This window comes from Arenimonas fontis, assembly GCF_008386465.1.
In the GTDB taxonomy this organism is placed as follows: domain Bacteria; phylum Pseudomonadota; class Gammaproteobacteria; order Xanthomonadales; family Xanthomonadaceae; genus Arenimonas; species Arenimonas fontis.
The window spans coordinates 328217-354318 of the sequence record NZ_VUOD01000002.1; the positions used below are offsets into that span (position 1 = coordinate 328217).

Consider the following 26102-nt stretch of genomic DNA (forward strand, 5'->3'; position numbering starts at 1 on the left):
AGGGCCGTGGATAATGATCGGCAGAACGGAGCCCCCATGACCCTGATCCAGTTCCTTGCCGGCCTGGCCGTGCTGATCCTCGGCGCCGAAGTCCTGGTGCGCGGCGCCTCCCGCCTTTCACTGAGCCTGGGCGTGCCGCCGCTGGTGGTCGGCCTCACCGTGGTCGCCTTCGGCACCAGCGCGCCCGAACTGGCCGTCACCCTGGGCGGCGTGGTCACCGGCAAGACCGACCTGGCCATGGGCAACGTGGTCGGCAGCAACATCTTCAACGTGCTGTTCATCCTGGGCCTGTCGGCCCTGATCGCGCCGCTGGTGGTGGACCGGCAACTGGTGCGGCAGGAAGTGCCGATCGTGATCGCCCTGTCCGCCCTGACCATGGTGCTGGCCCTGGACACCCGCCTGTCCATGCCCGATGGCGCGGTACTGGTGGCCAGCCTGGCGGCCTACTCCCTGCTGCTGTACCGCCAGGGAAAACGCGCGCCCGCCGTGGAGATGGCCGACCCGCTGCTGCCCGTGCCGCGGCGCGGGCCGATATGGGATCTCGCCGCGATCATCGCCGGCCTGGCCCTGCTGGTGCTCGGCTCGCGCTGGCTGGTGGCGGCTGCCACCGACATCGCGCTCGGCCTGGGCATCAGCGAGACGGTGGTGGGACTGACCATCGTCGCCGCAGGCACGTCCCTGCCGGAGGTGGCCACCTCGGTGGTGGCGGCCGCGCGTGGCGAGCGCGAGATCGCAGTCGGCAACGTACTGGGCAGCAGCATCTTCAACCTGGGCGCGGTGCTCGGCTTCGGCGCGCTGTTCGCCGGCGGGAACGGCTTGCCGGTGGCCCCGTCGCTGCTGGCCTTCGACCTGCCGGTGATGGTGGCGGTGGCGGTGGCCTGCCTGCCAGTGCTTTTCACCGGCCACCTGATCGCACGCTGGGAAGGCGCACTGTTCTTCGGCTACTACCTCGCCTACACCGCCTGGCTGGTGCTGTACTCCCAGCACCACGATGCGCTCGACGAATACGGCCTGGTGATGCGCATGGTGGTGATTCCGCTGACGGTGGCGACGCTGGCGGCGGTGGCCTGGCGCGAATGGCGGGCGCGCCGCCGCGCCGGGTAAGCCGGTACCGCACTCAGAAGGGTTTCAGGTACACCAGCACCAGTACGCCGATCAACAGCAGCAGCGGGATCTCGTTGAACCAGCGCAGGGCGGTGGCGCCCGGCAGCGTCCCGCCCGTCCCCGCCCGCTTCAGCCATCGGCCGGCGATGACGAAGTGCGCCAGCAGCGCCGCCACCAGGGCCAGCTTGGCGTGCAGCCAGCCGCCGGACATGCCGAAGTGCAACCACAGCGTCAGGCCCAGCAGGAAGGCGAAACCGAACATGGTGTGGCCGAAGCGATAGAGGCGCCGCCCCATCAGCGCCAGCCGGTCGCACACGGCCGTCTCGCCGGCGCATTCGGCCAGGTTGACCAGGATCCGCGGCAGGTAGAACACCGTGGCCATCCAGGCGATCACGAACAGGACGTGGGCGGCTTTGGTCAACAGGTAGGCCATGGCGGACGTTTCCTTGCCGGAGAGATCACTCGCAATCCGGACGGCGACCGGCGGCCCGGGCCTGCTGGTAGACCGGCCGCAGCGAAGGCGCCGCCGCCTCGAGTTCGCGGATGCGCTGCTGCGGATCCGGGTGGGTGGACAGCCAGGCAGGCGCGCGCTGACCGCCGGAATGCGCGACCATGTTGCGCCACAAGGCTGCAGCGGCATCCGGATCGAAGCCGGCGGCGGCCATGTAGCGCTGGCCCAGGATGTCGGCCTCGCTTTCGTGCTTGCGCGAAAACGGCAGCAACACGCCGGCCTGGGCGCCGACGCCAAGCAAACCCAGCAAGGCGCGCTGCTCGCCGCCGGTGCCCGCATCCAGCACTTTCAGGGCGGCGTCGGCGGCGAACTGTTGCGACACCCGCTCGGCGGCATGGCGCGAAACGACGTGACCGAGCTCGTGGCCGATCACCGAGGCCAACTGGTCCTGGTTGGCCGCCACCTTCAGCAAGCCGGTGTGCACGCCGACCTTGCCGCCAGGCAAGGCGAAGGCGTTGGCGCTGTCGTCGGCAATCAGCACCACTTCCCATGGCTGCTGCCGCCATTGCGCCGGCAGCTGGGCGATCAGGGCATCGGCGACGCAGCGCACATACCGCTGCCGGCCGGGGTCTTTCGCCACCTTGCCCTGGGATTTGATCCGGTCGAAGGTGGTGACGCCCATGCGGTTCATGTCGGCATCGCTGACCAGGATCAACTGACTGCGGCCGGTCGGCGCGGTGGCGCAACCGGCCAGCAGGATGGCCGTGGCCAGCCAGGCGGGAATCCAGGGGAGCTTGCGCATGCTCGTCCTCCTTTGCGTGGACCGGAGTCGGGCCTGGCGGCGCCGTACGGACCGGAGCCGGGCCGATCGGAATCCGGCGGACCGTGCGGGGCCGACCGGCACGCCCATGATTCCGGCCTTGCCTTCCCGCCGCAAGCCAGGGCAGCGGTTCAGGCGCAACGGCCATTGCGGGGGTACAATCCGCGTCCTTCGTGTCCGTGGAGTGGCGGCATGCGAAGCCCTGCGAATCCCACGGAATCCCCATGAACACCATCCCCGCCGAAGCGCCCGGCGCGCCCACCTCTTTCCGCGACCTGGGTCTGGCCGAGCCCCTGCTGCAGGCCCTGGCCGAGGTCGGTTACGAGACCCCGTCGCCGATCCAGGCCGCAACCATCCCGCTGCTGCTGGCCGGGCGGGACGTGCTGGGCCTGGCCCAGACCGGCACCGGCAAGACCGCCGCCTTCGCCCTGCCCCTGCTGTCGCGCCTGGACCCGGACCGGCGGGCACCGCAGGTGCTGGTACTGTGCCCGACCCGCGAACTGGGCATCCAGGTCGCCGAAGCCTTCCAGAAATACGCCGCCCGCCTGCCCGGCTTCCGGGTGCTGCCGATCTATGGCGGCCAGGCCTACGGCCCGCAGCTGGCGGCCCTGCGCCGCGGCGTGCACGTGGTGGTGGGCACGCCGGGCCGGGTGATCGACCATCTCGAACGCGGCTCGCTCGACCTGACCGGGCTTTCCTGCCTGGTGCTGGACGAGGCCGACGAGATGCTGCGCATGGGCTTCATCGACGATGTCGAACGGATCCTGCGTGAGATGCCCGAGCAGCGGCAGACCGCCCTGTTTTCGGCGACGATGCCGCCGCCGGTACGACGCATCGCCCAGACCTACCTGCGCGAACCGGCCGAAGTAACCATTGCGTCCAGGACCCGCACCGCCGAAAACATCCGCCAGCGCTACTGGCAGGTCAGCGGCCTGCACAAGCTGGACGCGCTGACCCGCATCCTCGAGGCCGAACCCTTCGACGCGATGATCGTCTTCACGCGCACCAAACAGGCCACCGAGGAACTGGCGGAGAAACTGCAGGCGCGCGGTTTCGCCGCCGCCGCCATCAACGGCGACGTGGCCCAGGCCCAGCGCGAACGCACCATCGCCCAGCTCAAGGATGGCAAGGTGGACATCCTGGTGGCCACCGACGTGGCTGCCCGCGGCCTGGACGTGGACCGCATCAGCCACGTGCTGAACTACGACGTGCCCTACGACACCGAGAGCTACGTGCACCGGATCGGCCGTACCGGCCGGGCCGGACGCAGCGGCGAGGCCATCCTGTTCATCGCCCCGCGCGAACGCGGGCTGCTGCGGGCGATCGAACGCGCCACCCGACAGCCGATCGAGCCGATGGACCTGCCCAGCGTCGAGGCGATCAACGACGTTCGCATCGGCAGGTTCAAGCAGCGCATCAGTGACACCCTGGCGAGCGGCGGTCTGGGCATGTTCCAGGCCCTGGTCGAGGAGTACGAGCGCGAGCACAACGTGCCCGCCCTCGAGATCGCCGCGGCGCTGGCCAAGATGGTCCATGGCGAGACGCCGCTGCTTCTGGAGCCGGCCCGGCCGGCACCGGCGCCGTTGCGGGAATCCGCGCGCGAGCACGGCAGCATGCGAAACCGCGGCGAACGCGGATTCGGCGACCATGACCGCGGGCCGGCGCGACCCATGCCGCGCAAGCAGCGGCTGCCGCACACGCCCGACCCCGGCATGGCCACCTTCCGCATCGAGGTCGGCTACGAGGACGGCGTGAAGCCGGGCAACATCGTCGGCGCGATCGCCAACGAGGCCGGGCTGGAGGCGCGCCAGATCGGCCGCATCGAGATCTATTCCGACCACAGCCTGCTGGACCTGCCCGCGGACCTGCCCGCGCCGGTGCTCGCGCACCTGAAAGGCACCTGGTGCGCCGGCAGGCAACTGCGCATCACCCGCGACGGCGAGCCGCCGGATGTCGCCCCCAGGACGCCCGGACGCAAGCCCGGCGGACCGCGCCGCGATGCCGGCGACCGCAGGCCCTTCGTCCCGAAGAAGAACTTCGGCCCGAAGAAACCGCACCGCAAGGGCACGCGCCCCGACCGATCACCCTGAGCTGCGGCCGAAACCGAGCCGGCGCCAGCCTTCGGGGCCGAGCCGGCGCAGGGTCTCGATATTGGCCTCCCAGATCCGCTCGGCCTCCGGAAAGGCGGCCACCGCCCTGTCCACGCTGTCCTCGCGCAGCAGGTGCAGGGTCGGGAAGGGCGAACGATTGGAGTAGTTGCCCATGTCGTCCGGAGCGCTGCCGGCGAAGCGGTAGTCGGGATGGAAACTGGCGACCTGCAACACGCCTTCCAGGTCCAGCTCGGCGACGGCGGCGTCGGCCAGGTCCAGGAAATCGTTGTAATCCAGGAAGTCGTTCAGCACCCAGGGATGCACCAGCAGGGTGGTGTCCACGTCGCCCGGGTCGGCGGCGGCCAGCAGTTGCAGCTCGTGCAGCAGGTTCTCCAGCAGGGCTTCCACCGTGCGGGCGTGGCTGACGACGTAGCGGATCTGGCGCTTGGCGTGCACCGCCTTGGCGAAGGGACAGAGGTTCAGTCCGATCACCGCCTTGACCACCCAGTCGCGGGTGGCGGCCACCACGGCCTCGTCGGACAGCGGTTCGACGCCGTGCAGCGGGTCGGGCGGGCTGCTGGGCTGGCTCATGGGCGCCTCCTGGCCGGGGCCTGCCGGCGCGCCCACCTTACCGCAAGCCGGCGCGGACGGCGCCGGCCTGCGGCCGCCCGCTCAGTACTGGGCGGTCTTCACCAGCAGGTGCTTGGCCAGGGCGCCGTGCACCCGGGCCACGCCACGGGCGATGTGCAGGGTCAGAAAGAAGCCCAGCACGCCCAGCAGGAAACACAGCGGCACCCCGAGCCAGGCAGGCAGCAGCACGTCCAGGTCGGTGCGAAGCCCGCCCAGGTCCAGGCCCAGGCCCTGCAGCGCGGCCAGCACGGCGCCCAGCACCAGGCCGAGCGACGTGCTCATGCCGGTCACGGCGACGGTGAAATAGGCGACGCCAAGCGGCAGCATCAGCAGCATGTACAGCATGGTGGACCAGGTGCGCGGATCGGTGAACATGGCGCCGATGCGCTGCAGCCAGGGCTGGCCGCGGCCCTGGTACAGGGGCCGGCGCGGCATGCGCTCGCCCAGCATCACCTCGACGATACGACCCTCGACCAGGGAGAGGATGCGGACGATGCCGACGAACAGCACCACCACCGGAATGCCGATGATCAGCACGATCATGCCCGCGGACAGGCTGAAGCCGGTGACCACGGTCGTGAAGTAGACGATGCCGGTGGCCAGCGACAGCAGCATGTAGAACAGGCCGGCCCAGGCCCGTGGATCGGCGGCGACACCGAAGAAGGCCGCCATCGCACCCTGCCGCGGCGGCGCCGGCGGCGTGCGCAGGGCCTGGCTCACCTGCACTTCGGTGTCGCGGTAGATCTCGGCCACCTCCTCAGGCGCGCCGTAGCTGGTGGCGATGCCAGCCAGCAGGCTCGCTTCGTCGGTGCCGGGGTTGGCGGCGAGTTCGGATCGCAGGTATTCCTCGGCGTCGTAGAGCGCATCCTGGACCAGGGCCGGATCGGCGCCGCGCAAGGCGGCCCGCAACTGCGCGAGGTATTCGGGAATGGTTGTCGGGGTCGGGGTCATGGCAGTTGTCCTTCCAGCACGGAATCGACGGACCGGCGGGTCGTGCGCCAGCTTTGGGTCCACTCGGCCAGCACCTGGCGGCCGAGCGGCGTGATGCGGTAGTACCGGCGCGGCGGGCCGCTGACCGAGGGTTCGACATGGCTCTCGGCCAGGCCGGCGGCGCTGAGGTTGCGCAGCACCGGGTACAGCGCGCTTTGTTTGCCGACCAGCAGCGGGTCTCCGGTCTGCTCCAGGCGCTTGGCGATCTGATAGCCGTAGAGCGGCTCACCGGACCGTTCCAGCACCGCCAGCAGCACCAGCGATACCGTTCCGGCGCTGAGCTCCTTCTGGAACTTCTTCAGATGTGACTCGATCCCGGTCATGGACTGGTCTTGCGGGCTTCGTATCCCGTTCATGCTCATATTATTGAGTTGATGATAGTGAACGCCTGGACTCGCCCCAGTGCCGCAAGTCATGGGCCGGCAAGGATTTGCGGGCGCGCCCGGCTTGCATCCGGCCCCGCCTTCGGTAACTTGGAGCCCCAGCCACTCCGGGAGACCCTCGATGAGTTCCGCGTCCAGCTCCGGTCCGATGCCCGTCCTGTTCGTCGGGCACGGTTCGCCGATGAACGCGATCGAGGACAATCCCTGGCGACGCGGCTGGCAGGCCGTGGGCCGGCGCCTGCCCCGCCCCAAGGCCATCCTGTGCGTCTCCGCCCACTGGGAAACGGAGGGCGTGTACGTCGGCTCCGGCGCCCAGCCCGACACCCTGCATGACTTCCGCGGCTTCCCCCGTGCCCTGTTCCAGGTGAAGTACCCGGCCCCGGGCAGCCCCGAACTGGCGCACCGGGTAGCCGAGCTGCTCGAGGGCACGCGGGTGCACCTGGACCCGCAGCGCGGCCTGGACCACGGCGCCTGGAGCGTGCTCAGCGCGATGTACCCGGACGCCGACGTGCCGGTACTGCAGCTCAGCCTGCACAGCCTGCAGCCGGGCGCCTGGCACTACGACCTGGCCCGTCAGCTGCAACCCTTGCGCGACGAGGGCGTACTGGTGATGGGCAGCGGCAACATCGTGCACAACCTGCGCTACTGGCGGCCGGACATGGCCGAGCCCTACGACTGGGCAGCCCGCTTCGACGAGGACATCGCCGAGCGCATCGCCGAGGGCCACCATGAGGGCATGCTCGGCTACGAAACCCTGGGTCCGGATGCGCTGCTGGCCATCCCGACGCCCGAGCACTACCTGCCCCTGGTCTACGTGCTGGCCCTGCAGCGCGAGGGCGAGCCGGTGGAGTTCTTCAACGACCAGGTCTCGAGTTCGATCTCGATGCGCTCGGTCCTGATCGGCAATGTCTGAGCCGGCCATGGCCGGAACGCCGGGGAAACCCGCCGGCGCCCGTCGGCGGAAGGTCTACGACCAGGCCTATTTCGACACCTGGTACCGACAGCGCGGCATGGGCGGCGGCGCGGCCCTGTCGCGCAAGGTGGGCTTGGCCGTGGCGATGGCCGAATACCACCTCGGCCGGCCGCTGCAGTCGGTACTGGACGTGGGCTGCGGCGAAGGCGCCTGGCTGGCGCCGCTGCGCCGGCTTCGACCCGGAGTCCGCTATCTGGGCGTGGACGCCAGCGAGTACGCGATCGCACGGCACGGTGCCCGCCGCAACCTTCACTGGCTGCCCTTCGGCGACCTCGCCTCGCTGACTCTGCCCGAGCCGGTGGACCTGCTGGTCTGCGCGGACGTGATGCACTACCTGGAGGACGCGGAGCTCAAGCGCGGCCTGCGCGAATTCCCCCGCCTCTGCGACGGCGTCGCCTTCCTGGAACTGTTCGCCGAAGGCGACGACATCGTAGGCGACACCGAGGAGCTGCACTGGCGGCCGGCGTCCTGGTACCGCTCGCTGTTCGCCCGGCACGGTTTCCGCTGGGCTGGGCCGCACTGCTATCTCTCGGCCGGCCTGGCGGCCCGGGCCACGGCGATGGAGCTGCCGTGAGCGGGCCGCGCGGGAAACGGCCGGCCACGGAGGAACTGCCCTTTGCCGACCTAGAGCCCGCGTTCATCCTCGATGCGGTCGAGTCGCTCGGCCTGCGCTGCGACGGCCGCGTGCTGGCCCTGAACAGTTACGAGAACCGGGTCTACCGCCTGGGCATGGAAGACGGGCCGCCGCTGGTCGCCAAGTTCTACCGGCCCGGCCGCTGGCACGACGAGGCCATCGCCGAGGAACATGCCTTCGCCCTGGAGCTGGCGGCGGCGGAACTGCCGTCGGTGGCGCCGCTGGCCTTCGCCGGCAGCACCCTGCACCACCGCGACGGCCACCGCTTTGCCCTGTTCCCGCTGCATGGCGGCCGTGCGCCCGAGGTCGGCGATCGCGACACCCTGCGCCAGCTCGGTCGCCTGCTGGCGCGGCTGCACAACGTTGGCGAACGGGCGGCATTCCGGCACCGCGGCAGCATCGGCCCGGAAAGCCACGGCGAACGGCCGGTGGCCTGGCTGCTCGAACACGGCTGGCTGCCGCCGGAACTGGAGGACAACTTCGCCGCCCTCGCCGACACCCTGCTAGACGCCATTGCCGCCTGCATCGAGCGCGCCGGCGCGGTGCGGACGCTGCGCCTGCATGGCGACTGCCACCTCGGCAACATCCTCTGGCGGGGGGAACAGGCCCACTTCGTCGACCTGGACGACTGCCTGACGGGCCCGGCAGTGCAGGACTTGTGGATGCTGGCCGGCCAGGGCGAGGGCGCCCGCCGTGCCTGGGCCTGGCTGCTGGAAGGCTACGGCGAGTTCCGCGAGTTCAACCTGGCCGAGCTGCACCTGGTGGAGCCGCTGCGCAGCCTGCGCCTGCTGCACCACAACGCCTGGATCGCCCGCCGCTGGCAGGATCCGGCCTTCCCCGCCGCCTTTCCATGGTTCGCCGGGCCGCGGCACTGGGAGGAGGTGCTGGCACGCATGCAGGAGCAACTCGCGGCCCTGCGGGAGCCGCCACCTGTGCCGGCCTGATCGCTCGGGTTAGGCTTGCCACCCCGCCGCCACGGAACAAGCCGCCATGTCCGCCCCGCGCCGCACCCTCCCCGCGCTGCTCGCCTTCGCGCTGGCCATGACCTGCACCGCCGCCGAGCCGGCGAAGCGACCGCAGACCATGCAGGAGATCCTCGACGCCTCGACGCCTTCCGACTGGCGCGAGCCGGATCCGGAGAACATCCTTTATCTGGAACTGGACAGCGGCCGGGTGGTGATCGAGCTGGCGCCGATGTTCGCACCGCGCCACGTCGCCAACGTCCGCGCCCTGGCCCGGGCCGGCTGGTACGACGGCCTGAGCATCAATCGCTCGCACGACAACTTCGTCGTGCAGTGGGGCGATGCCGACGGCGGCGACCCGGACAAGGCCAGGCCACTGCCCGACACCGTCGAGGACCGGCTGCCGGCCGAGTTCGCCCGCCCGGCCGACGGCCTGGCCTTCACCTTGCTCCCCGACCACGACGGTTGGGCGCCGCAGGCCGGTTTCGTCGCCGGCTTCCCGGCGGCGCGCGACCCGCGGGCCAAGCTGGCCTGGCTCACGCATTGCTACGGCACCGTCGGCGCAGGCCGCGGCATGGAGCCCGATTCCAGCCTGGGAAACGAACTCTATGTGGTGATCGGCCACGCGCCGCGCCAGCTCGACCGCAACATCACCACCGTCGGCCGGGTGATCAAGGGCATGGAGAAGCTGAGCGTGTTGCCGCGCGGCACCGGCCTGCTGGGCTTCTACGAGCGGCGCGAGCAGACGGTGCCGATCCGCGCCGTCCGCCTGGCCAGCGAGGTGCCGGCCGGCGAACGCGAGCGCCTGCAAGTGCTGCGCACCGACACCGCCACCTTCGAAGCCCTGGTGGAGGCGCGCCGCAACCGGCGCGATGACTGGTACCTGCGGCCGGCCGGCCACATCGACGTGTGCAGCGTGCCCATCCCGGTGCGGGAGGCGCCCACGGAATGAACCCGGCCACGAAGGCTCAGTGGCAGATCCATGTCTGCGTCCTGCTCTGGGGTTTCACTGCCATCCTGGGCAAGGCCATCAGCCTGGGGGCGATGGCCCTGGTCGTGTGGCGCATGATGCTGGTCGCGGCGGCCCTGCTGCTGATCCCCCGGGTCTGGCGCGGACTGCGCGCCCTGCCCGGCAGGCAGCTGGCGATCTACGTCGGCATCGGCGTGCTGGTGGCCCTGCACTGGCTGACCTTCTACGGCGCCATCAAGCTGGCCAACGCCTCGGTGGCGGTGACCTGCATCGCCCTGGCGACCGTGTTCGTGCCGGTGATCGAACCCTGGATCACCGGCCGGCCGTTCGCGGCGCGCGAGCTGCTGATCGGCGTGGCGGTGGTGCCCGGGGTCGCCCTGGTGGTCGGCGGCGTGCCGCTGGAGATGCGCGCCGGCATCGTGGTCGGCACGCTCTCGGCCCTGCTCGTGGCCATCTTCGGCGCATTGAACAAGCGGCATGTCGAGCGCGGCGACGCGCTCACCGTCACCTTCGTCGAGCTCGGCGCCGGCGGCCTGGCGCTGGCGGCGCTGGCACCGCTGCTCCCCTGGTTCGGTCCCGCTTTCGTACTGCCCGGCGCGCGTGACGCCGGCCTGCTGCTGGTGCTGGCGATGGCCTGCACCCTGCTGCCCTTCGCCCTGTCCCTGGTGGCGCTGCGCCAGCTCAGCGCTTTCTCGGCCCAGCTGGCGGTGAACCTGGAGCCTGTCTACGCCATCGTGCTGGCGGTGCTGCTGCTGGGCGAACAGCGCGAACTCGGCCTGCTGTTCTACCTGGGCGTGGCGGTCATCCTGGGCGGCGTGTTCGCCCACCCGCTGCTGTCGCGGCAACCGGCGCACAAGCCGGAGCCGGCCACCCTGGGCACGGCCGAGACCAAGGTGCTGGACTGAGCCGGGCATTGCCGCGGACACCCCGGCCGGGGGACACTGGCCCCAGCGACTGCGTGGGGGAGCACGCCTTGGACATCTACGAGAAGATCAAGCGCCTGTTCGGCTGGGGCGGCGGCCGCCCCGATCCCGCCTTGGCCGCCGCGCCGGATGAGCCCGGCCCCGGTCCGGAAGGGGGCCCCGATCGGCGCCTGAAACCGCGGGTCAACGCCCGCCCGGGCACCCGCATGCTGGTGGTGGACGATTCGCCGACCATCGTCACCCTGCTGGCGCGGATGCTGCGGCAGAACGGCTACCACGTGCTGGAGGCCGGCAGCGCCGAGGAGGCCCTGGAAATCGCCCGGGTCGAGACGCCGGAACTGATCTTCCTGGACATCGTGCTGCCGGGCATGGACGGCTTCGCCTGCCTGCGCCAGTTGCGCCGCGATCCCTACACCCGCGACATCCCGGTGATCATGATCAGCGGCAACGAACAGGCCACCGAGCAGTTCTATGTGCAGCGCATCGGCGCCGACGATTTCATGAAGAAGCCGTTCTCGCGCGCCGAAGTGTTCGCCCGGATCGAGCGCCTGCTCGACGCCAACCAGGTGCCCAAGCGGCTGCCGTCATCGCCGCCCCGAACCGCCGGGAACCTGCCCGGGGAAGCCGCCGCCGAGGCCTGATCCGTACTGCGGCCCGTTCAGACTGCCGCCAGCGATTCCAGCAGGGCCTCCACCGGCGCCGGCCGGCCGATGACGAAGCCCTGGGCAAAATCGCAGTCCATGGCCGCCAGCGCGCCCAGGGTGGCCCGGTCTTCCACGCACTCGGCCACCACCTGCATGCCCAGGTGGTGCGAGAACTCAACCATCGCCCGTACCAATTGCTGGCCGCGCATGTCGCCGAGCATCCCGGTGATGAAACTGCCGTCCATCTTCAACTCGCCGGCCGGAAACTGGCGCAGGTAGGCGAAGGACGCATTGCCGACGCCGAAGTCGTCGATCGCGACCCGCACGCCGGCCTCGCCCAGACGGCGCAGCAGGCCCGCGCCGCCGTCCGGGTCGGCGATGATCGCGGTTTCGGTGACTTCCACCACCAGCATCGGCGGCGGCACGTTCCACAGGGCCATCGCCGCCAGGACCTGTTCGACGATGCCGCGCTCGGCCAGGGCAGCGGCCGACAGGTTGACCGATACCGGCAGGACCAGTCCTTCCCGGGCCAGGCGGGCGGCATGCTGCATGGCGGCATTGAGGCTCCAGCGGGTGAACTCGCTGACCAGGCCCGATGCCTCGGCGATGGGCACGAACACCTTGGGACTGACCTGCCCGAGCCGCGGATGCATCCAGCGCGCCAGCGCCTCCGCGCCGCAGATCCGCTCCGCACGCAGATCCCAGATCGGTTGCAGGTGCATCTGCAGGTGGCCCTCGGCAAGGGCCAGGCGCAGGTCGGCGGCGGTGACCTCGAGACCGGGCGCGCGTTCCGGCGCGACCGCCATGCGGTCGGCCAGCTCCTGGGCCGACACCAGGGCCGCCTCGGCCAGGCGGCACAGGGTTTCCGCATCGCGCCCTTGCTCGGGAAAGGCGGCGATGCCGACCGCCAGGTCCACCAGGACCGGCTGCTCCATCACTTCCACCGGCTGTTCGAACTGGCGCAGCAGGCGCGCCGCCGCCAGCTGGGCATGCGGGGTGTCGCGCAAGCCGGGCAGCAGCACCAGCCACTCGCCGGGCGCCCGCGCCAGGACCTGGTCGCCCGGGCGCAAGGCCGCCCGCAGCTGCCGCTCGACCTCGGCCAGCAGGCGTTCCCCGCGCTCGTAGCCGTGCTGGATGTTGAACTGACGCAGGCCGGCCATGCCCACCATGAGCAGTCCCAGGGCGGTGCCCGACTGCCCGGCCTCGGCCAGCAGCCGCTCCACGCGCGTGTGTCGCTCGGCCCGGCTCGGCAGGCTCATCGCCTCACTCCAGGAACAGCTCGGCCGGATCCAGGCCGTAGGCGCCATTGTCGAGCGCGTTGACGATCTCCACGGCGGTTCCGTCGCCCCCTTCCGGCTGCGACATCAGGTCCACGTCGCGAAAGCGCGGATAGGGCCGCTTGTCCGGGTCCAGCAGCAGCATCACCCGCGGACGCAGCCGGCGCGCCCGGTTCTGGGCCATGACGATCGCGACCTCGCCAGTGTTCAGCTCGACCAGGGACCCGGTCGGATACACGCCCATGCATTGCAGGAACTGTTCGACCACCTCCGCCTGGTAAAGGGTGCCGCTGCCCCGGTAGATCTGTTGCAGGGCGCCATGCCGCGCCAGCGCCCGGCGGTAGGGTCGGTCGCTGCTCATGGCGTCGAAACTGTCCACCACCGCCGCCATCCGGCCGCCCAGCGGAATCGCGTCACCGGAGAGGCCCTGCGGATAGCCGCTGCCGTCGTGCCGCTCGTGATGGCTGCCGACCATGTCTTTCACCCAGCCGCCGCGGATGCCCGCCTCCTCGACCACGCGCATGCCTTCGGCGACATGGCCGCGGATCCGCTCCATCGCGTCCGGCGGCAACTCGCCGGCTCCGGCCAGCAGCTCGTCCGGCAGGCTGGCCTTGCCCACGTCCAGCAGGAAGCCGCCGGTGGCCAGCTCCACCAGCGTCTCGCGCGGCAGGGCCAGGTGCCGGCCGAAGGCGGCGGCCAGCGCGCCGCAGTTGACGGCGTGGCCGTAGGCATAGTCGTCGCGGCGCAATCGGGCCAGCATCCAGAACAGCGCGTCGCCGTTGCGTACCAGGCTTTCGACCAGAGGCTCCATGGCCTCCTGCACGGCCGCCGCCGACAGGCGCCTGCCGCGACGGACGTCCTCGGCGATGCGCCTGGCCAGCGAGTGTGCCCGGGCATGGGCGTCGCGCGCCTGCGGCAGTTCCTGCTCGAGCGGCACCAGATCCCTGTATGCCGGGCCGCGCGGCGGAAACACCTGGGCGCGGCCCCGCCCCTTCACCGGCTGGTCGGCGGCGCCGGCGTCGCGCCCTTTCTCGACGTCGATGTACACCCAGGTGCAGTACTTCGACAGCAGTTCGATGTCGTCGTCGGAACGGACGTGGAAGCCCTGGAATGGAAACGGCGTGCCCAACCAGTCGCGATCGAGCCGGCTGACGTACATGCCGACCTCGAGCAGCCCGACCAGGATGCGCTTCTCTTCCAGTGCCATTCGCCGCCGTCCCCCCGCGGTCCGGCGCTACGTTAGCATGGGTGCGCCCCCCGGAGTCCGCGATATGGCCAAGCCCCTGCTCGTGTTCGTCCATGGCTGGAGCGTCACCAGCACCGCAACCTACGGGGAGCTGCCGGCGCGCCTGAAATCCGAGGCCACGCGCGCCGGCGGGCCCGGCCTCGACGTCGCCCACGTGCACCTCGGCCAGTACGTCAGCTTCCGCGACGAAGTGACGGTTCCCGACATCGCCCGCGCCTTCGACCATGCCATCGCCGAGGTACTGGCCGCTGTCGGCAAGGGCAGGCGCTTCGTCTGCATCACCCACAGCACCGGCGGGCCGGTGCTGCGCGAATGGCTGGACCGGCACGTGATCCGGGCCGGCAAGGCCGACGTCTGTCCGATGAGCCACCTGATCATGCTGGCGCCGGCCAACTTCGGCTCGGCGCTGGCGCAGCTGGGAAAGGGCCGGCTCGGCGCGATCAAGGCCTGGTTCGACGGTGTCGAGCCCGGTGTCGGCGTGCTCGACTGGCTGGAACTGGCCAGTCCGGAATCGCTGGCGCTCAACCTGCGCTGGATCCACGATTACCCGAAGCTGAAGCTGAGCCGCGCCGGCCAGCCGGTGTTCCAGTTCGTGCTCTCGGGCGACGCCATCGACCGCAAGCTCTACGACCACGTCAACGCCTACACCGGCGAAACGGGCGGCGACGGCGTGGTGCGGCTGGCGGCGGCCAACCTCAATGCCCGGCACGTGGTACTGGAGCAGCCGGAACTGCGAGCCGGCGAAGCCCTGCCCTCGGCGCGCAAGCGCCTGCGCGAGCTGCGTCTGGCCGCCAACGACGCCGCCGAGACCACCGCCTTCCGCATCATTCCCGGCACCTCCCACAGCGGCACCGACATGGGCATCATGGCCGGCGTGCGCGACGACGGCCGGCCGCATCCGACCGTGGACGCCATCCTGCGTTGCCTGAAGGTGCGCAACCACGACGACTACGCCACCCTGTGCAAGCAGTTCGAGGCGGAGAATGCCCTGCACCAGGAGCCGCAGCGGCGGGTGGAGATCGAGCGCATCCCGGTGCTGCCCGACCGCGTCTACATCCACGACCCGCACGCCATGCTGATCGTCCGCCTGCTGGACGACAGCGGCGCGCGCCTGCCGGACCTCAACGTGCTGCTGACCGCCGGTCCGGCCGGCGATCCCAACCAGCTTCCGGCCGGCTTCCTCACCGACCGCCAGGGCAACCGCCGGGCGGCCGGCCACCTGACCTTCTTCCTCAACCATGCCGCCCTGGCGGGCTGCCCGGAGATCCGCGACGACAAGGGCAAGGTGCTGCGCGGCGAACGCGTCCCGCGTCCGCCCTACGGCCTGCGCCTGCAGCCGCGCAGCGAGGACGGCTGGGTGGGACACTGGGCCGCCGAACTCGGCGCCGGGCTGGAAAGCCTGCTGGACGTGATCCGCCCCAACCAGACCACCATCGTCGACATCCGCATGCGCCGCATCGTCCGCGAGGGCGTGTTCCGCCTGACCCGCAGCCTGGCTGCCCGGGACTTCCGCAAGGACCTGCCCGGCGGCCCCGTTCCCTGAGCGCCTGCCCCGTGCCCATGTGTGACCATCAAAGGAAATGTTCACGTGGGCGACGTCAGCATCGTCCGAAGCCTGCTCGAGGAGGACACCGCAATGACTGACCGTCGTGAATTCCTTGCCGCCGCGCTCGCCGTCGCCGGCGCCGCCGCCCTGCGACCCCTGCCCGCCCTGGCGGCGCCGGCCGCAGGCTCCATGCTCAAACGCGCCATTCCCTCCAGCGGCGAGCTGATCCCGGTGATCGGCGCCGGCACCTCCGGCAGCTTCGAGGTGGACATGGCCGGGCGCGAGCCGCTGCGGGAGGTGCTGCGCCGTTTCGTCGCAGGCGGCGCCAGCGTGATCGATACCTCGCCCAACTATTCCAATGCCGAGGACGTGCTGGGCGACCTGCTGGCCGAGCTGGGCATCCGTGAGCGCATCTTCCTGGCCACCAAACTGGCTGCCGAGGGCCGTGCCGCCGGCCAAACGCAGTTCGCCGACTCGCTGCGCCGGCTGCGCACCGACAAGGTCGAGCTGCTGGCCGTGCACAACCTGCGCGATTGGCGCACCCAGCTGGCCCTGGCCCGTGAGCTCAAGGCCGAGGGCAAGGTGAGGTACGTCGGCCTGACCCATTTCCGCGACGAGGCGCACGACCAGCTGGCCGACATCATCGCCGCCGAGAAACCCGACTTCGTCCAGGTCAACTACTCGGTGATCGCCACCAATGCGGAGAAGCGCGTGCTGCCGGCCGCCGCCGACAACGGCGTGGCGGTGATGATCAACCGTGCCTTCGACGACGGCCGCCTGTTCGCCCGGGTCGCGGACCGGCCGTTGCCGGCCTGGGCGGACGAGGTGGCGGTGAGTTCCTGGGCGCAGATGTTCCTGAAGTTCGTCATCAGCCATCCCGCCGTGACCGTGGTGATCCCGGCCACCGGCAAACCGCATCGCCAGAGCGACAACCTGCTGGCCGGGCACGGGCCGCTGTTGAGCGAGGCTCAGCGTGCCGAACTCGTCGCCTCGTTCCGCTGACACCAACGCAGCCGCGCCGGAGCCGGCGCGGCGCTTCCTCTCCGGCCTGCTGGGCGTCCAGAGCGCCGAGTTGCCGGCCGCCATCGGCGGCCTGGCGATGTTCTTCCTGCTGTTCACCGGCTATTTCCTGTTGCGGCCGGTGCGCGAGACCATGGGCATCGCCGGCGGGGTGGAGAACCTGCAATGGCTGTTCACCGGCACCTTCATCGCCACGCTGGCAGCGATCCCGCTGTTCGGCTGGGTCGCCTCGAAGGCATCGCGGCGGCGCATCCTGCCCTGGACCTACGGCTTCTTCGCCACCAACCTGCTGGCCTTCGCGGCGGCCATCACCGTCCAGCCGGACAATCCCTGGATCGCCCGCGCCTTCTACATCTGGCTGTCGGTGTTCAACCTGCTGACGATCTCGGTGGCCTGGAGCGTGCTGGCCGACCTGTTCGCCCTGTCCCAGGCCAAGCGCCTGTTCGCGCTGATGGCGGCCGGCGCCAGCGCCGGCGGTCTGACCGGCCCGATGCTGAGCGTGCTGCTGGTCGGGCCGCTGGGCATCGGCGGCCTGATGCTGCTGGGCACCGCCTTCCTGCTCGCCTCGGCCGGCGCGGCGCTATGGCTGCTGCGCTGGCGCGACCGGCATCCGCTCTCGCCGGAAGAGACCTCGCAGCGGCGGCTGCCGTTGGGCGGCAATCCCTTCGCCGGCTTCACCACCGTGCTGCGCTCGCGTTACCTGCTGGGCATCGCCGCCTTCGTGGTGCTGCTGGCCAGCGTCACCACCTTCCTCTACTTCGAACAGGCGCGCATGGTCGAGCTGTACTTCCCGGTGCGAGAGGACCAGACGCGGGTGTTCGGCCTGCTCGACAGCATCGTGCAGACGCTGGCCATCCTCACCCAGCTCTTCCTTACCGGCCGCATCGTCCGCCGTCTCGGCTTGGTGGTGCTGCTGACCCTGGTGCCGGTGGTGATGGTGTTCGGTTTCCTATGGCTGGCGTTGGCGCCGACCTTCGCCGTCTTCGCCATCGTCATGGTCACCCGCCGCGCCGGCGAATACGCCCTGGCCAGGCCCGGTCGGGAAATGCTGTTCACCGTCGTGCCCGCCGACGCGAAGTACAAGGCCAAGAACGTCATAGACACGGCCGTCTACCGCGGCGCCGATGCGGTCAGCGCCTGGGTGCGCACCGGCGTGGACGCCTTGGCCGGCCATCCGGCGGTGGTGGCAGTGATGGGGGCCGCGCTGGCCCTGGCCTGGGCGGCCACCGGCGCGGCCCTCGCCCGGGCACAGCAGCGGATGGCACCCGATAGCGATACTTAGCTGGAAAGCGTTACTGAGCGAATTTCGTCCGGGATTGCTGAGCAGTGCTGTCGCAACCCTCATGTTCCGCCCGTGGTGTTAGCGATTCTCTACAGTGGCAGCGGCACTACAGACCGGTCGGCGCTTGCCAGCCACTGCGGCTGCGTGCTCCCCTGCGCGCACATCCGATGCCGCTCCTCGTCGCGGGTGTCGTGGTGACCATTCCGTTCAATCGCCCCCTGGCGTTGACGAGACTTGGGCAGGGCACGCCGTTTCGGGACGGCCCCCTGCCCTCTTTTTTGACTGCGCTGCGGGCGAGATCCTCGGGGTCGGCGGAGTACCGGGCCCTCGGCCGCGGCGGGTTGCAGTCTCGGTGGAGGTGGTGTGTGGGGCCCTCGATGTCCAGCCGGAACGCCTGGCCCTGTAGCCCGCCCCCCCCTTGCTGAACTCGACCTCGAAATCGAACACCACCGGCTTCTGCGCCGCGCCCTCACCCCTTCTTCTGGCTGAGCGCGACCGAACCCAGGATGAGCGCGCAGGCGATGCCCATGCGCCAGGTGACCGGCTCGCCGAGCAGACTCCAGGCCCAGGCCACGCCCGCCACCGGCACCAGATAGGTGACCGTGACCGCACGCGCCGCACCGATCCGCTGGATCAGTCGGTAGTACATCGCGTAGGCCAGGCCGGTGCAGACCACGCCCAGCGCGATCGCCGAACCCCAGGACGCTGCCGACACCGAGGCTTCCGGCCAGCGCGCGATGGCAAAAGGCAGGCTGAGCAGTGCCGCCGAGCCGAGCGTGGCGGCGGCCACTGCGGCCGTCGGCAAGCCGCCGAACAGACGCGGCACCAGATTGGCACCGACCCCGTACAGGAGTGCCGCGAAGGCGCCGGCCGCTGCCGCCACGCCGACGTTCGGACCCAGGGCCTTGTCGCCCGCCAGCACCACCACGCCGGCGAAGCCGATCAGCAGGGCGGCCGACTTGCGCGGGCCGATCCGCTCGCGGAAGAACAGGAAGGCCACCAGCGCCGTGAACAGCACCGCCATGGCATTGGTGATGGCGCCGACGCCGGCCGGCGCGCGTTCGGCCGCCCAGGCGAACAGGGCGAACGGAATCGCCGAGTTGATCGCGCCCACCGCTGCCAGCCGTGGCCACAGCGCCAGCGGAAAGGCAGCCCAGGCCCGAACCAGAAAGGGCATCAGCACCAAGGCACCCAGGCCCAGCCGCAGCTCCACCAGCGCGGCCGGACCGAACTCCGGGGCGGCCACCCGCTGGAACATGAAGGAAACGCCCCAGATCGCCGCCAGCAGGCCCAGTTCGAGGGCGACGCGCCAGGCCGAAATGCCAGGGACGGTGGCGACAGCGGCGACGGGCGGGTTTCTCATTTCAGCAAACCAGATTGGTGACGGGATGCCATTCTCCATGGCGCCTGTTCGCCCACAAGCGCATACTTTCGCCGCCAGCCGCAAACCATATTTGAGGCTCACCATGGCGCTTCGTTCAGACTGGCTACCGACCCTGGCAGCCTTCGAATCGGCCGCCCGGCACCAGAACTTCGCCCATGCCGCCGAGGAACTGCACCTGACCGCCAGCGCGGTCAGCCACCATGTACGCAAGCTGGAAGCGCGGCTGGGCGTGACCCTGTTCCAGCGCCATGCCCGCGGCGTCTCCCTGACCGCCGAGGGCCGGCAACTGGCCGATGCCGCCGGCAATGCCCTGGCCGACCTGGAAGGCACCTTGCGGCAGCTGCGCGCCGGCCGGCAACAGGCGGTACAACTGCGCATCACCACCCTGCACTCGCTCACCTACAGCTGGCTGTCGCCGCGGCTGCCGCGGTTCGCTGCCGCCCATCCGGAGGTCGGGCTGAGCTTCGAGACCGAGGCCGGCCTGGCCCGCTTCGACGATACCGGCCCCGACCTCGGCATTCGCCATGGCCCTGGCCACTGGCCGGGTCTGAGCGCACATTTCCTGATGGACGAATGCCTGTTTCCGGTCGCCGCACCCAGCCTTCCGGGAGCGGACGACGTGCGCGCGCCGGCCGACATCGCCCCTCTGCCGCTGATCGGCGACTTTGCCCGCCAGGGCTGGCCCGACTGGTTCCGCGCCGCCGGCCTGCACGGCCAGCTTCCGGACGAACGCTACCGTTTCACCGACAGCACCGGCGCCCTGCAGGCGGCCGCCCAGGGCCTGGGCGCGGTGCTGGCGCGTGAGCGCATCGTCACGCCCTTCCTGGCCGACGGCCGGCTGCGGCGGCTGCCCGGCCCGGCGCTGCCCGGCCGCTGGAGCTACCATGTGGTCTACCCGGCGCACCGGCGCCTGCGTCCGGCGGCCCAGGCCTTCGTGCGCTGGCTGCTGGGCGACGTCGCCGAACACGGCCCCTGAGCCCAGGCCATGCCCATGTCCACGCCCGTCATCGAGTTCGAGCTCGAACCCGGCCGCGATTTCGTCGAACTGAACCAGTTGCTGAAGCTGGCCGGGCTGGCCGGCAGTGGCGGCCAGGGCAAGGCCCTGGTCGCCAGCGGCGCGGTCAGCGTGGACGGCGCAGTCGAGCTGCGCAAGACCGCCAAGGTCCGGGCCGGCCAGGTGATCCGGCTGGGGGACGTGGAGGTCCGTGTCCGCGGACCGCGCTGAGCGAGGTGGCGGCAGCGGCGGTCGCATCCGCCGGTGACCGAAGCCGGCAGCCGCGCCCCTGGACAGGCCCGTGCCGCCCTACGCGCTCATGCCCTCCGCTGCCGACCGGCGCCGACCATCCAGCGCAGCAGGAACAGCACCAGCATCACCGCCACGCTGCCGGCGCCCCACATCGCCACCTCGAAAGGCCAGAGGTTGTGCGAGGTCGGGTCGCGGATAACGTCCACGACGATGTTCAGCATCACCAGCGACATCATCGCCGCCGGCGCGGCCGCCGCCAGCCGCCAGGGTCCGCGCCAGCGCCACAGGCCCCAGATCGGCAGCAGCACGCTGCCCACGCAGACCAGCAGGCCCAGCACAATGATGCCGATGGTCAGGCCGGTTTCCGTGGCGGACATCGGCCGCTGCGCCGCCTGGCGCCGGGCCTCCGCCGCCGCGGCCTCGGCCTCGGCCTTCAGGCGCGTCACCCATTCCGGCGGCGTCGCCTCCGCGGGCATGCTGCCGCCGGTCAGGTTCACCGGCAGACTGGCCGCCACGAAGTCGCCGCGTCCCAGGCCGCTGCCGTCACCGACGACCACGCGGATCTCGTCCACCTGGTCGCCCTGTTGCATCAGGAAGAACCAGCCCAGGGCCTCGCCCTCGCCGATGTAGCGGGCGGACGGATTGCTGCCGGCGCGGGCCGGCTGCCCCCGGTACATCGGTCGCAGCCAGATGCCCACCGGCGTGTCGCTGCGGTAGGACAGGCGCACGTAGAAGCTCTGGTTGCGCGGCAGGTCGCCGACGTCGGCCGCCGGCCAGGTGTCCACGATCCGCACCTCCGCGACCGCGGCCGGCGCGGCGGCTGGGAGCGTGGCCAGCACCGGCCAGGACGACAGGCTGAGCAGGAACAACAGGACGACGCGCATGACGGCCTCCCCTTTCGGCCGGTGACGATGCGCCGGAATATACCCGCGGCCCGGCCGGGGCGGCATGGCTCGCGCCGCACGCAGAAGGCGCATCGGGCCTGCCGCCGCCTGCTGCCGGAAGGATCACGGCATGGGCAGCTTCAGCCCCTGCTCCTTCGCGCAGGCCTTGGCGATCTCGTAGCCCGCGTCGGCATGGCGCATGACGCCGGTGCCCGGGTCGTTCCAGAGCACGCGGGCGAGGCGCCTGTCGGCGGCCTCGCTGCCATCGCAGACGATGACCACACCGGCATGCTGGCTGAAGCCCATGCCGACGCCACCGCCGTGGTGCAGGCTGACCCAGGTGGCGCCGCCGGCGACGTTGAGCATGGCGTTGAGCAGCGGCCAGTCGGACACGGCATCGCTGCCGTCGAGCATGGCCTCGGTCTCGCGGTTGGGGCTGGCCACCGAGCCGGAATCCAGGTGGTCGCGGCCGATCACCACCGGCGCCTTCAGCTCGCCCTTGCGCACCATCTCGTTGAAGGCCAGGCCGAGGCGGTGGCGGTCGCCCAAGCCGACCCAGCAGATGCGCGCCGGCAGACCCTGGAAGGAAATGCGCTGCGCCGCCATGTCCAGCCAGCGGTGCAGGTGCGGATCATTGGGGATCAGCTCCTTGACCTTGGCGTCGGTCTTCGCGATGTCCTCCGGGTCGCCGCTCAGGGCCACCCAGCGGAACGGGCCGATGCCTCGGCAGAACAAGGGCCGCACGTAGGCCGGGACGAAGCCGGGGAAGTCGAAGGCGTCCTTGCAGCCGGCGTCGTGGGCCATCTGCCGGATGTTGTTGCCGTAGTCGAAGGTGGGCACGCCCATGTCCTCGAAGTTCAGCATCGCCTCCACGTGCGTGCGCATCGAGTGCTTGGCGGCGTCTATCACCCGCTGCGGATCGTTCTTCTGCGCGCTCAGCCATTCCTCCACGGTCCAGCCGGCCGGCAGATAGCCGTGCAGCGGGTCGTGGGCGCTGGTCTGGTCGGTGACGGCGTCCGGGCGCACGCCGCGGCGCACCAGCTCCGGCAGGATCTCGGCGGCGTTGCCCAGCAGGCCCACCGACACCGCCTTGCCCTCGGCGGTGTATTTCTCGATGCGCGCGAGAGCGTCGTCGAGGTCGCTGGCCTGCTCGTCCAGGTAGCGGGTGCGCAGGCGCATGTCAATGCGGCTCTGCTGGCACTCGATGGCCAACATGCAGGCGCCGGCCATGGTCGCCGCCAGGGGCTGGGCGCCGCCCATGCCACCGAGGCCGGCGGTGAGGATCCAGCGGCCGCCGAGGTCGCCGCCGTAGTGCTGGCGGCCCATCTCGGCGAAGGTCTCGTAGGTGCCTTGGACGATGCCCTGCGAGCCGATGTAGATCCACGAGCCCGCCGTCATCTGCCCGTACATCATCAGGCCCTTGGCATCGAGTTCGTTGAAGTGTTCCCAGGTGGCCCAATGCGGCACCAGGTTGGAATTTGCGATCAGCACCCGCGGTGCGTCGGGATGGGTAGGAAACACGCCGACCGGCTTTCCGCTCTGCACCAGCAGGGTCTCGTCGTCGCCGAGCGTGCGCAGGGTTTCGAGAATGCGATCGAAACACTCCCAGTCGCGGGCGGCGCGGCCGATGCCGCCGTAGACCACCAGCTCGGCCGGGTTTTCGGCCACGTCCGGATCCAGGTTGTTCTGGATCATCCGGTAGGCCGCCTCGGTCAGCCATGAGCGGCAGCTGAGCGCGCTGCCGCGCGGGGCACGGATGAGGCGGGAGGGATCCTTGCGGGACGGGCGGGACATCGGCGGGTCGGCTCCGGGAAAACAGGCTCCGGATTATAGGCGCCCACCCCGCCCGCCGGCGCCTGCCTTTCATGTCCGAAAACGGCCAGTTCCCGCCGCTCCGGCGGTCCAGGATGCCGGCATGGACGTCGCCCGCCTGCGCCTGCGCGCCATCGCCGGCGTCGGGCGGGTCGGCAACGGCGTGTACGAACGCATTGCCGGCCGTCCCGACGCGCCGGTCTGGCTGCGAGCGAGCGCGTAAGCGGAGCGCCCGGAACTGCGCCTGGAGATCCGAGGCGGCGGCCCCGGGGCAGAGATTCAGGGATTGCCGGCGGACGCGGCGCCGCGGCGCACCGTTCCCCGCGTGGTGAGGCGACGAACGGCGTCGGCGGTGTCCACTGCGCCGCTGCGGTCGATGTCTTCGCGGGTGATCACCTGCCCGGGCGCGCTGATGCAGCCGTCCCTGTCACGACGCTTGAGCCGCGAGCCGGTTTGGGTGAGGCAATCGTGCCGGTTCTCCCCGGCCTTGGCGGCGGCCTGGTCGGCCTGGCCGGCCTGGACCGGCACGGCCTCCTCGGCCTGGGCCTGGCTGGAGGCATCGGCGGGCATGGCGTCATCGGCGTGGACGGCAAAACCGGACGCGGCGAGCAACAGGGCAAGCAGGGAGGTTCTCATCTCGGGCTCCTCGATGTCGGGGGAAGCGGACCGAGTATGCGCCCGGGGAGGCGGCCCCTGGCTTGACGGAAGCTGAGCGGCCGGGCGGCGTTCACATGCCGCGGAACCGGTGCAGGAAGGCCGCGCTGACCGGCAGACGCTCGCTCCGGCCACGCAGGCTGAGCCGGGTCTTGCCGAGCTCGTCCCGACGCACGCGGTCTATTGCCGATACCCGCACCACCACACCGCGGTGCACCTGCCAGAACTCCTCCGGATCCAGCCCGGCCAGCAAGTCCTTGAGCGGCGTGCGGATGATCGCCTCTTCCGCGGCGGTCACCACCTTCACGTACTTGTCCTGGGCCTGGAAATACAGCACCTCGTCCACGCCCAGCATACGCACGGTGTCGCCCACGCTGGCGCTGATCCAGCGGATCCGCCGCTCGCCTTCCGGACGCAGGCGCTGCTCCAGGGCCTCGATACGCGCGGCAAGCCCGGTGTCGGCGCGATCGGCGAGCCGTTCGCGCAGCCGCCGCACCGCCGTCCCCAGCCGATCCGGCGTGACCGGCTTGAGCAGGTAGTCCACCGCCCCGGTCTCGAAGGCGCGGATGGCGTAGTCGTCGTAGGCGGTGGTGAACACCACCAGCCCACCCTGCCCGGCCACTGCCTTGGCCACGTCCAGGCCGCTGACCCCGGGCATGCGGATATCGAGGAAGGCCACCGCGGGCCGGTGCGCGTCCGCGGCCTCCAGCGCCGACGGGCCGTCTTCGCAGACCGCCACCAGTTCCAGCTCCGGCCAGGCCAGGGCCAGCATGGCGCGCAGCGCCTCGCGCTGCGGCGCCTCGTCCTCGGCCAGCATGGCGGTGACGCGTCTCATGCCGCCGGCTCCTCGACCGGAACGGAGATCGTGGCCACGGCACCGCGGCCGCCGGCCAGGCCGCGCAGGCTGAAGGTGGCGGCGGCGCCGTAGCGGGCGGCCAGTTGCTCGCGGACGTTGACCAGACCGACACCGCTGCCCAGGCCTGGCTTAAGGCCGGCTCCGTCGTCCACCACGCTCACCACCAGGTGTTCGCCCCGCGCCGAGGCGCGCACCTCGATCCGGCCCGGCCCCGGTTGCGGCTCGATGCCATGTTTGATCGCGTTTTCCACCAGGGTCAGCAGCAGCAGCGGCGGAAACGGTTGTGCCCGCAGGACCGAATCGGCTTCGACGGCGAAACTCAGGCGTCCGCCCATGCGCAGTTTCATCAGCGCCAGGTAGCTGGCGCAGATGTCGAGTTGCTGGCCGAGGGTGGAATGCAGCAGGGATTCGCCATCGGCGCGCAGCTTCGGGATGGTGGCGCGCAGGTGGTCCACCAGGGCGTCCAGGGTGGCCTCGGCCTGGGCCGGATCCTGGCGCACCAGGGCGCGCACCGAGGCCAGCGTGTTGAACAGGAAATGCGGCTCCACCTGGGCCTGCAGCAGGCCCAGGCGCAGGTCGGACTGCTGCTTGGCGGCGCGCAGGTTCCGCAGCTCCTGGGCGCGCTGGTTGGCGGCCCAGCGCCGGCCTTCGCTGAAGTAGGCGCGCAAGGCCAGCCCGCCACCGAACAGGCCGTACACGACGACCAGCACCAGGCCGTTGATCGCCATCAGCACCGGCTTTACCGCCGGCTCGAACTCCGGCTTCTTCTCGGTAGCCAGGCCCTGTTCGACCATGGCCGCGCGAACGCGGGTCTCGACGTAGCCGGAGGCCCAGCGGTCCACCAAGAAACTGCCGGCCATGCCCAGCAACACGGCCAGCACCAATCCCACCCGTTCCCGCCGCACCGGCCAGCGCCGGTATCGCACCAGGGTGGCCAGGGCCGGACCGGCGGTGGCCATGAACAGGAAGGCCAGGAACATGTGCCCGCCGGCCAACACCGCCAGGCTCCAGTCGCGGGTGGCGGCCCCGGTGCCGAAGCCGGCCACCAGGGAGAACAGCGCGATGACGCTGCCGAATACCAGGCAGCGCCCACGCAGCCAGCGGGCGCTGAACACCGGGTAGCGGTGGTAACGGCTCCAGATCGCGTCGCCGCCCACCAGCACCTCGGCGGGCAGCGGCCGCGACAGCGGGTAATCGCGAACGGTCGTTTCCATGGACGGCGCAAGCATAGCGGCGCGCCGCCAGGGCCGGGGCGACCTGCGACGAAGGCGCTAGGGGGCCGGATGAAGCCCCGTTGCCCGGCGTGAACCCTGAGGGCCGG

At 70.8% G+C, this 26102-nt stretch carries 26 protein-coding genes; 13 read left to right on the forward strand and 13 right to left on the reverse strand.

All coding sequences use genetic code 11. From position 1 onward, the window contains the following. The first annotated feature begins 36 nt into the window (after positions 1–36). Positions 37–1104, forward strand: a complete 1068-nt coding sequence (locus F0415_RS03950; protein WP_149859886.1) for a calcium/sodium antiporter — start codon at positions 37–39, stop codon at positions 1102–1104. 13 nt (positions 1105–1117) lie between these two features. On the opposite strand, the gene F0415_RS03955 is transcribed toward F0415_RS03950, so the two are convergent. Continuing rightward, positions 1118–1537: a CopD family protein gene (locus F0415_RS03955; protein ID WP_149859887.1), complete on the reverse strand. Its 420-nt coding sequence runs from the start codon at positions 1535–1537 to the stop codon at positions 1118–1120. Positions 1538–1562: 25 nt separating this feature from the next. Then, complete coding sequence (locus F0415_RS03960) at positions 1563–2357, reverse strand: M48 family metallopeptidase (protein WP_149859888.1); 795 nt, start codon at positions 2355–2357, stop codon at positions 1563–1565. Between the two features lie 242 nt (positions 2358–2599). Here F0415_RS03960 and F0415_RS03965 point away from each other — a divergent pair, with 242 nt between their 5' ends. Further along, the gene (locus F0415_RS03965) at positions 2600–4465 is read left to right on the forward strand and encodes a DEAD/DEAH box helicase (RefSeq protein ID WP_149859889.1); all 1866 of its coding nucleotides are present in this window, start codon (positions 2600–2602) and stop codon (positions 4463–4465) included. On the opposite strand, the gene F0415_RS03970 is transcribed toward F0415_RS03965, so the two are convergent. From F0415_RS03970 to F0415_RS03980, 3 genes are all read right to left on the reverse strand, one after another. Then, a complete protein-coding gene (locus F0415_RS03970; protein WP_188310277.1) occupies positions 4457–5056 on the reverse strand; it encodes a DUF1415 domain-containing protein in 600 nt (199 codons plus the stop codon). The two genes, F0415_RS03965 and F0415_RS03970, sit on opposite strands and share 9 nt — an antisense overlap. Positions 5057–5137: 81 nt before the next feature. Next, the gene (locus F0415_RS03975; RefSeq protein ID WP_149859890.1) at positions 5138–6046 is read right to left on the reverse strand and encodes a sensor domain-containing protein; all 909 of its coding nucleotides are present in this window, start codon (positions 6044–6046) and stop codon (positions 5138–5140) included. After that, on the reverse strand, positions 6043–6408 hold the full coding sequence (locus F0415_RS03980) for a PadR family transcriptional regulator (RefSeq protein WP_149859967.1): 366 nt from the start codon (positions 6406–6408) through the stop codon (positions 6043–6045). Before F0415_RS03980 ends, F0415_RS03975 begins: the two co-directional genes overlap by 4 nt. Before the next feature lie 181 nt (positions 6409–6589). Between F0415_RS03980 and ygiD the strand changes: the two genes are divergently transcribed. From ygiD to F0415_RS04010, 6 genes are all read left to right on the forward strand, one after another. Next, the gene (gene ygiD, locus F0415_RS03985) at positions 6590–7381 is read left to right on the forward strand and encodes a 4,5-DOPA-extradiol-dioxygenase (protein WP_210244151.1); all 792 of its coding nucleotides are present in this window, start codon (positions 6590–6592) and stop codon (positions 7379–7381) included. 7 nt (positions 7382–7388) lie between these two features. Next, complete coding sequence (locus F0415_RS03990) at positions 7389–8015, forward strand: class I SAM-dependent methyltransferase (RefSeq protein ID WP_149859891.1); 627 nt, start codon at positions 7389–7391, stop codon at positions 8013–8015. Further along, positions 8012–9019, forward strand: coding sequence for a serine/threonine protein kinase (locus F0415_RS03995; RefSeq protein WP_210244152.1), 1008 nt, complete (start codon positions 8012–8014; stop codon positions 9017–9019). The genes F0415_RS03990 and F0415_RS03995 overlap by 4 nt, the downstream gene beginning before the upstream one ends. 46 nt (positions 9020–9065) lie before the next feature. Further along, positions 9066–9989, forward strand: a complete 924-nt coding sequence (locus F0415_RS04000) for a peptidylprolyl isomerase (RefSeq protein WP_149859892.1) — start codon at positions 9066–9068, stop codon at positions 9987–9989. Continuing rightward, the gene (locus F0415_RS04005; RefSeq protein WP_149859893.1) at positions 9986–10912 is read left to right on the forward strand and encodes an EamA family transporter; all 927 of its coding nucleotides are present in this window, start codon (positions 9986–9988) and stop codon (positions 10910–10912) included. The genes F0415_RS04000 and F0415_RS04005 overlap by 4 nt, the downstream gene beginning before the upstream one ends. Before the next feature lie 68 nt (positions 10913–10980). Next, positions 10981–11571, forward strand: coding sequence for a response regulator (locus F0415_RS04010; RefSeq protein ID WP_425457812.1), 591 nt, complete (start codon positions 10981–10983; stop codon positions 11569–11571). Between the two features lie 17 nt (positions 11572–11588). Here the strand turns inward: F0415_RS04010 and F0415_RS04015 are convergent, their stop codons facing one another. Together F0415_RS04015 and F0415_RS04020 are read right to left on the reverse strand one after the other, a co-directional pair. Next, the gene (locus tag F0415_RS04015) at positions 11589–12833 is read right to left on the reverse strand and encodes a putative bifunctional diguanylate cyclase/phosphodiesterase (protein WP_188310278.1); all 1245 of its coding nucleotides are present in this window, start codon (positions 12831–12833) and stop codon (positions 11589–11591) included. A 4-nt stretch (positions 12834–12837) separates the two neighbouring features. Next, positions 12838–14058 carry an HD-GYP domain-containing protein gene (locus tag F0415_RS04020; protein ID WP_149859895.1) on the reverse strand — a complete coding sequence of 407 codons (1221 nt, stop codon included), beginning with the start codon at positions 14056–14058 and terminating at the stop codon, positions 12838–12840. Positions 14059–14122: 64 nt separating this feature from the next. Here F0415_RS04020 and F0415_RS04025 point away from each other — a divergent pair, with 64 nt between their 5' ends. From F0415_RS04025 to F0415_RS04035, 3 genes are read left to right on the forward strand one after another with little or no spacing between them, the layout of a single operon-like run. Next, complete coding sequence (locus F0415_RS04025; protein WP_149859896.1) at positions 14123–15640, forward strand: esterase/lipase family protein; 1518 nt, start codon at positions 14123–14125, stop codon at positions 15638–15640. A 45-nt stretch (positions 15641–15685) separates the two neighbouring features. Then, entirely contained in the window at positions 15686–16645 is a 960-nt protein-coding gene (locus F0415_RS04030; protein ID WP_246149847.1) for an aldo/keto reductase, read from the forward strand. Further along, on the forward strand, positions 16617–17945 hold the full coding sequence (locus F0415_RS04035) for an NTP/NDP exchange transporter (RefSeq protein WP_246149849.1): 1329 nt from the start codon (positions 16617–16619) through the stop codon (positions 17943–17945). Before F0415_RS04030 ends, F0415_RS04035 begins: the two co-directional genes overlap by 29 nt. A gap of 469 nt (positions 17946–18414) precedes the next feature. Here F0415_RS04035 and F0415_RS04040 read toward each other — a convergent pair whose 3' ends face one another. Then, a complete protein-coding gene (locus tag F0415_RS04040) occupies positions 18415–19308 on the reverse strand; it encodes a DMT family transporter (protein WP_149859897.1) in 894 nt (297 codons plus the stop codon). Between the two features lie 103 nt (positions 19309–19411). Between F0415_RS04040 and F0415_RS04045 the strand changes: the two genes are divergently transcribed. Together F0415_RS04045 and F0415_RS04050 are read left to right on the forward strand one after the other, a co-directional pair. Further along, positions 19412–20305 carry a LysR substrate-binding domain-containing protein gene (locus tag F0415_RS04045; protein WP_149859898.1) on the forward strand — a complete coding sequence of 298 codons (894 nt, stop codon included), beginning with the start codon at positions 19412–19414 and terminating at the stop codon, positions 20303–20305. Positions 20306–20320: 15 nt separating this feature from the next. After that, positions 20321–20554 carry an RNA-binding S4 domain-containing protein gene (locus F0415_RS04050; RefSeq protein ID WP_149859899.1) on the forward strand — a complete coding sequence of 78 codons (234 nt, stop codon included), beginning with the start codon at positions 20321–20323 and terminating at the stop codon, positions 20552–20554. A gap of 86 nt (positions 20555–20640) precedes the next feature. Here F0415_RS04050 and F0415_RS04055 read toward each other — a convergent pair whose 3' ends face one another. The 5 genes from F0415_RS04055 to F0415_RS04075 all read right to left on the reverse strand — a co-directional run bounded on the left by F0415_RS04055 (position 20641) and on the right by F0415_RS04075 (position 25995). Then, the gene (locus F0415_RS04055; protein ID WP_246149851.1) at positions 20641–21459 is read right to left on the reverse strand and encodes a hypothetical protein; all 819 of its coding nucleotides are present in this window, start codon (positions 21457–21459) and stop codon (positions 20641–20643) included. Between the two features lie 123 nt (positions 21460–21582). Beyond that, positions 21583–23253, reverse strand: a complete 1671-nt coding sequence (hutU, locus tag F0415_RS04060) for a urocanate hydratase (protein ID WP_149859900.1) — start codon at positions 23251–23253, stop codon at positions 21583–21585. A gap of 297 nt (positions 23254–23550) precedes the next feature. Continuing rightward, on the reverse strand, positions 23551–23907 hold the full coding sequence (locus tag F0415_RS04065; RefSeq protein WP_149859901.1) for a hypothetical protein: 357 nt from the start codon (positions 23905–23907) through the stop codon (positions 23551–23553). 91 nt (positions 23908–23998) lie between these two features. Next, complete coding sequence (locus F0415_RS04070) at positions 23999–24760, reverse strand: LytR/AlgR family response regulator transcription factor (RefSeq protein WP_149859902.1); 762 nt, start codon at positions 24758–24760, stop codon at positions 23999–24001. Then, on the reverse strand, positions 24757–25995 hold the full coding sequence (locus tag F0415_RS04075; RefSeq protein ID WP_149859903.1) for a sensor histidine kinase: 1239 nt from the start codon (positions 25993–25995) through the stop codon (positions 24757–24759). Before F0415_RS04075 ends, F0415_RS04070 begins: the two co-directional genes overlap by 4 nt. Positions 25996–26102 lie beyond the last annotated feature (107 nt).

What these genes read in the sequence shown, in the direction of transcription:
- F0415_RS03980 (WP_149859967.1), bottom strand. Translation starts at nt 6,408, where the DNA reads ATGACCGGGATCGAGTCACATCTGAAGAAGTTCCAGAAGGAGCTCAGC.
- F0415_RS03970 (WP_188310277.1), bottom strand. Translation starts at nt 5,056, where the DNA reads ATGAGCCAGCCCAGCAGCCCGCCCGACCCGCTGCACGGCGTCGAACCG.
- F0415_RS04055 (WP_246149851.1), bottom strand. Translation starts at nt 21,459, where the DNA reads ATGCGCGTCGTCCTGTTGTTCCTGCTCAGCCTGTCGTCCTGGCCGGTG.
- F0415_RS04000 (WP_149859892.1), top strand. Translation starts at nt 9,066, where the DNA reads ATGTCCGCCCCGCGCCGCACCCTCCCCGCGCTGCTCGCCTTCGCGCTG.
- F0415_RS04045 (WP_149859898.1), top strand. Translation starts at nt 19,412, where the DNA reads ATGGCGCTTCGTTCAGACTGGCTACCGACCCTGGCAGCCTTCGAATCG.
- F0415_RS04050 (WP_149859899.1), top strand. Translation starts at nt 20,321, where the DNA reads ATGTCCACGCCCGTCATCGAGTTCGAGCTCGAACCCGGCCGCGATTTC.
- F0415_RS03990 (WP_149859891.1), top strand. Translation starts at nt 7,389, where the DNA reads ATGGCCGGAACGCCGGGGAAACCCGCCGGCGCCCGTCGGCGGAAGGTC.
- F0415_RS04020 (WP_149859895.1), bottom strand. Translation starts at nt 14,058, where the DNA reads ATGGCACTGGAAGAGAAGCGCATCCTGGTCGGGCTGCTCGAGGTCGGC.
- F0415_RS04040 (WP_149859897.1), bottom strand. Translation starts at nt 19,308, where the DNA reads ATGAGAAACCCGCCCGTCGCCGCTGTCGCCACCGTCCCTGGCATTTCG.
- F0415_RS04005 (WP_149859893.1), top strand. Translation starts at nt 9,986, where the DNA reads ATGAACCCGGCCACGAAGGCTCAGTGGCAGATCCATGTCTGCGTCCTG.
- F0415_RS04025 (WP_149859896.1), top strand. Translation starts at nt 14,123, where the DNA reads ATGGCCAAGCCCCTGCTCGTGTTCGTCCATGGCTGGAGCGTCACCAGC.
- F0415_RS04065 (WP_149859901.1), bottom strand. Translation starts at nt 23,907, where the DNA reads ATGAGAACCTCCCTGCTTGCCCTGTTGCTCGCCGCGTCCGGTTTTGCC.
- F0415_RS04070 (WP_149859902.1), bottom strand. Translation starts at nt 24,760, where the DNA reads ATGAGACGCGTCACCGCCATGCTGGCCGAGGACGAGGCGCCGCAGCGC.
- F0415_RS03965 (WP_149859889.1), top strand. Translation starts at nt 2,600, where the DNA reads ATGAACACCATCCCCGCCGAAGCGCCCGGCGCGCCCACCTCTTTCCGC.
- F0415_RS04015 (WP_188310278.1), bottom strand. Translation starts at nt 12,833, where the DNA reads ATGAGCCTGCCGAGCCGGGCCGAGCGACACACGCGCGTGGAGCGGCTG.
- hutU (WP_149859900.1), bottom strand. Translation starts at nt 23,253, where the DNA reads ATGTCCCGCCCGTCCCGCAAGGATCCCTCCCGCCTCATCCGTGCCCCG.
- F0415_RS04075 (WP_149859903.1), bottom strand. Translation starts at nt 25,995, where the DNA reads ATGGAAACGACCGTTCGCGATTACCCGCTGTCGCGGCCGCTGCCCGCC.
- F0415_RS03960 (WP_149859888.1), bottom strand. Translation starts at nt 2,357, where the DNA reads ATGCGCAAGCTCCCCTGGATTCCCGCCTGGCTGGCCACGGCCATCCTG.
- ygiD (WP_210244151.1), top strand. Translation starts at nt 6,590, where the DNA reads ATGAGTTCCGCGTCCAGCTCCGGTCCGATGCCCGTCCTGTTCGTCGGG.
- F0415_RS03975 (WP_149859890.1), bottom strand. Translation starts at nt 6,046, where the DNA reads ATGACCCCGACCCCGACAACCATTCCCGAATACCTCGCGCAGTTGCGG.
- F0415_RS03950 (WP_149859886.1), top strand. Translation starts at nt 37, where the DNA reads ATGACCCTGATCCAGTTCCTTGCCGGCCTGGCCGTGCTGATCCTCGGC.
- F0415_RS03955 (WP_149859887.1), bottom strand. Translation starts at nt 1,537, where the DNA reads ATGGCCTACCTGTTGACCAAAGCCGCCCACGTCCTGTTCGTGATCGCC.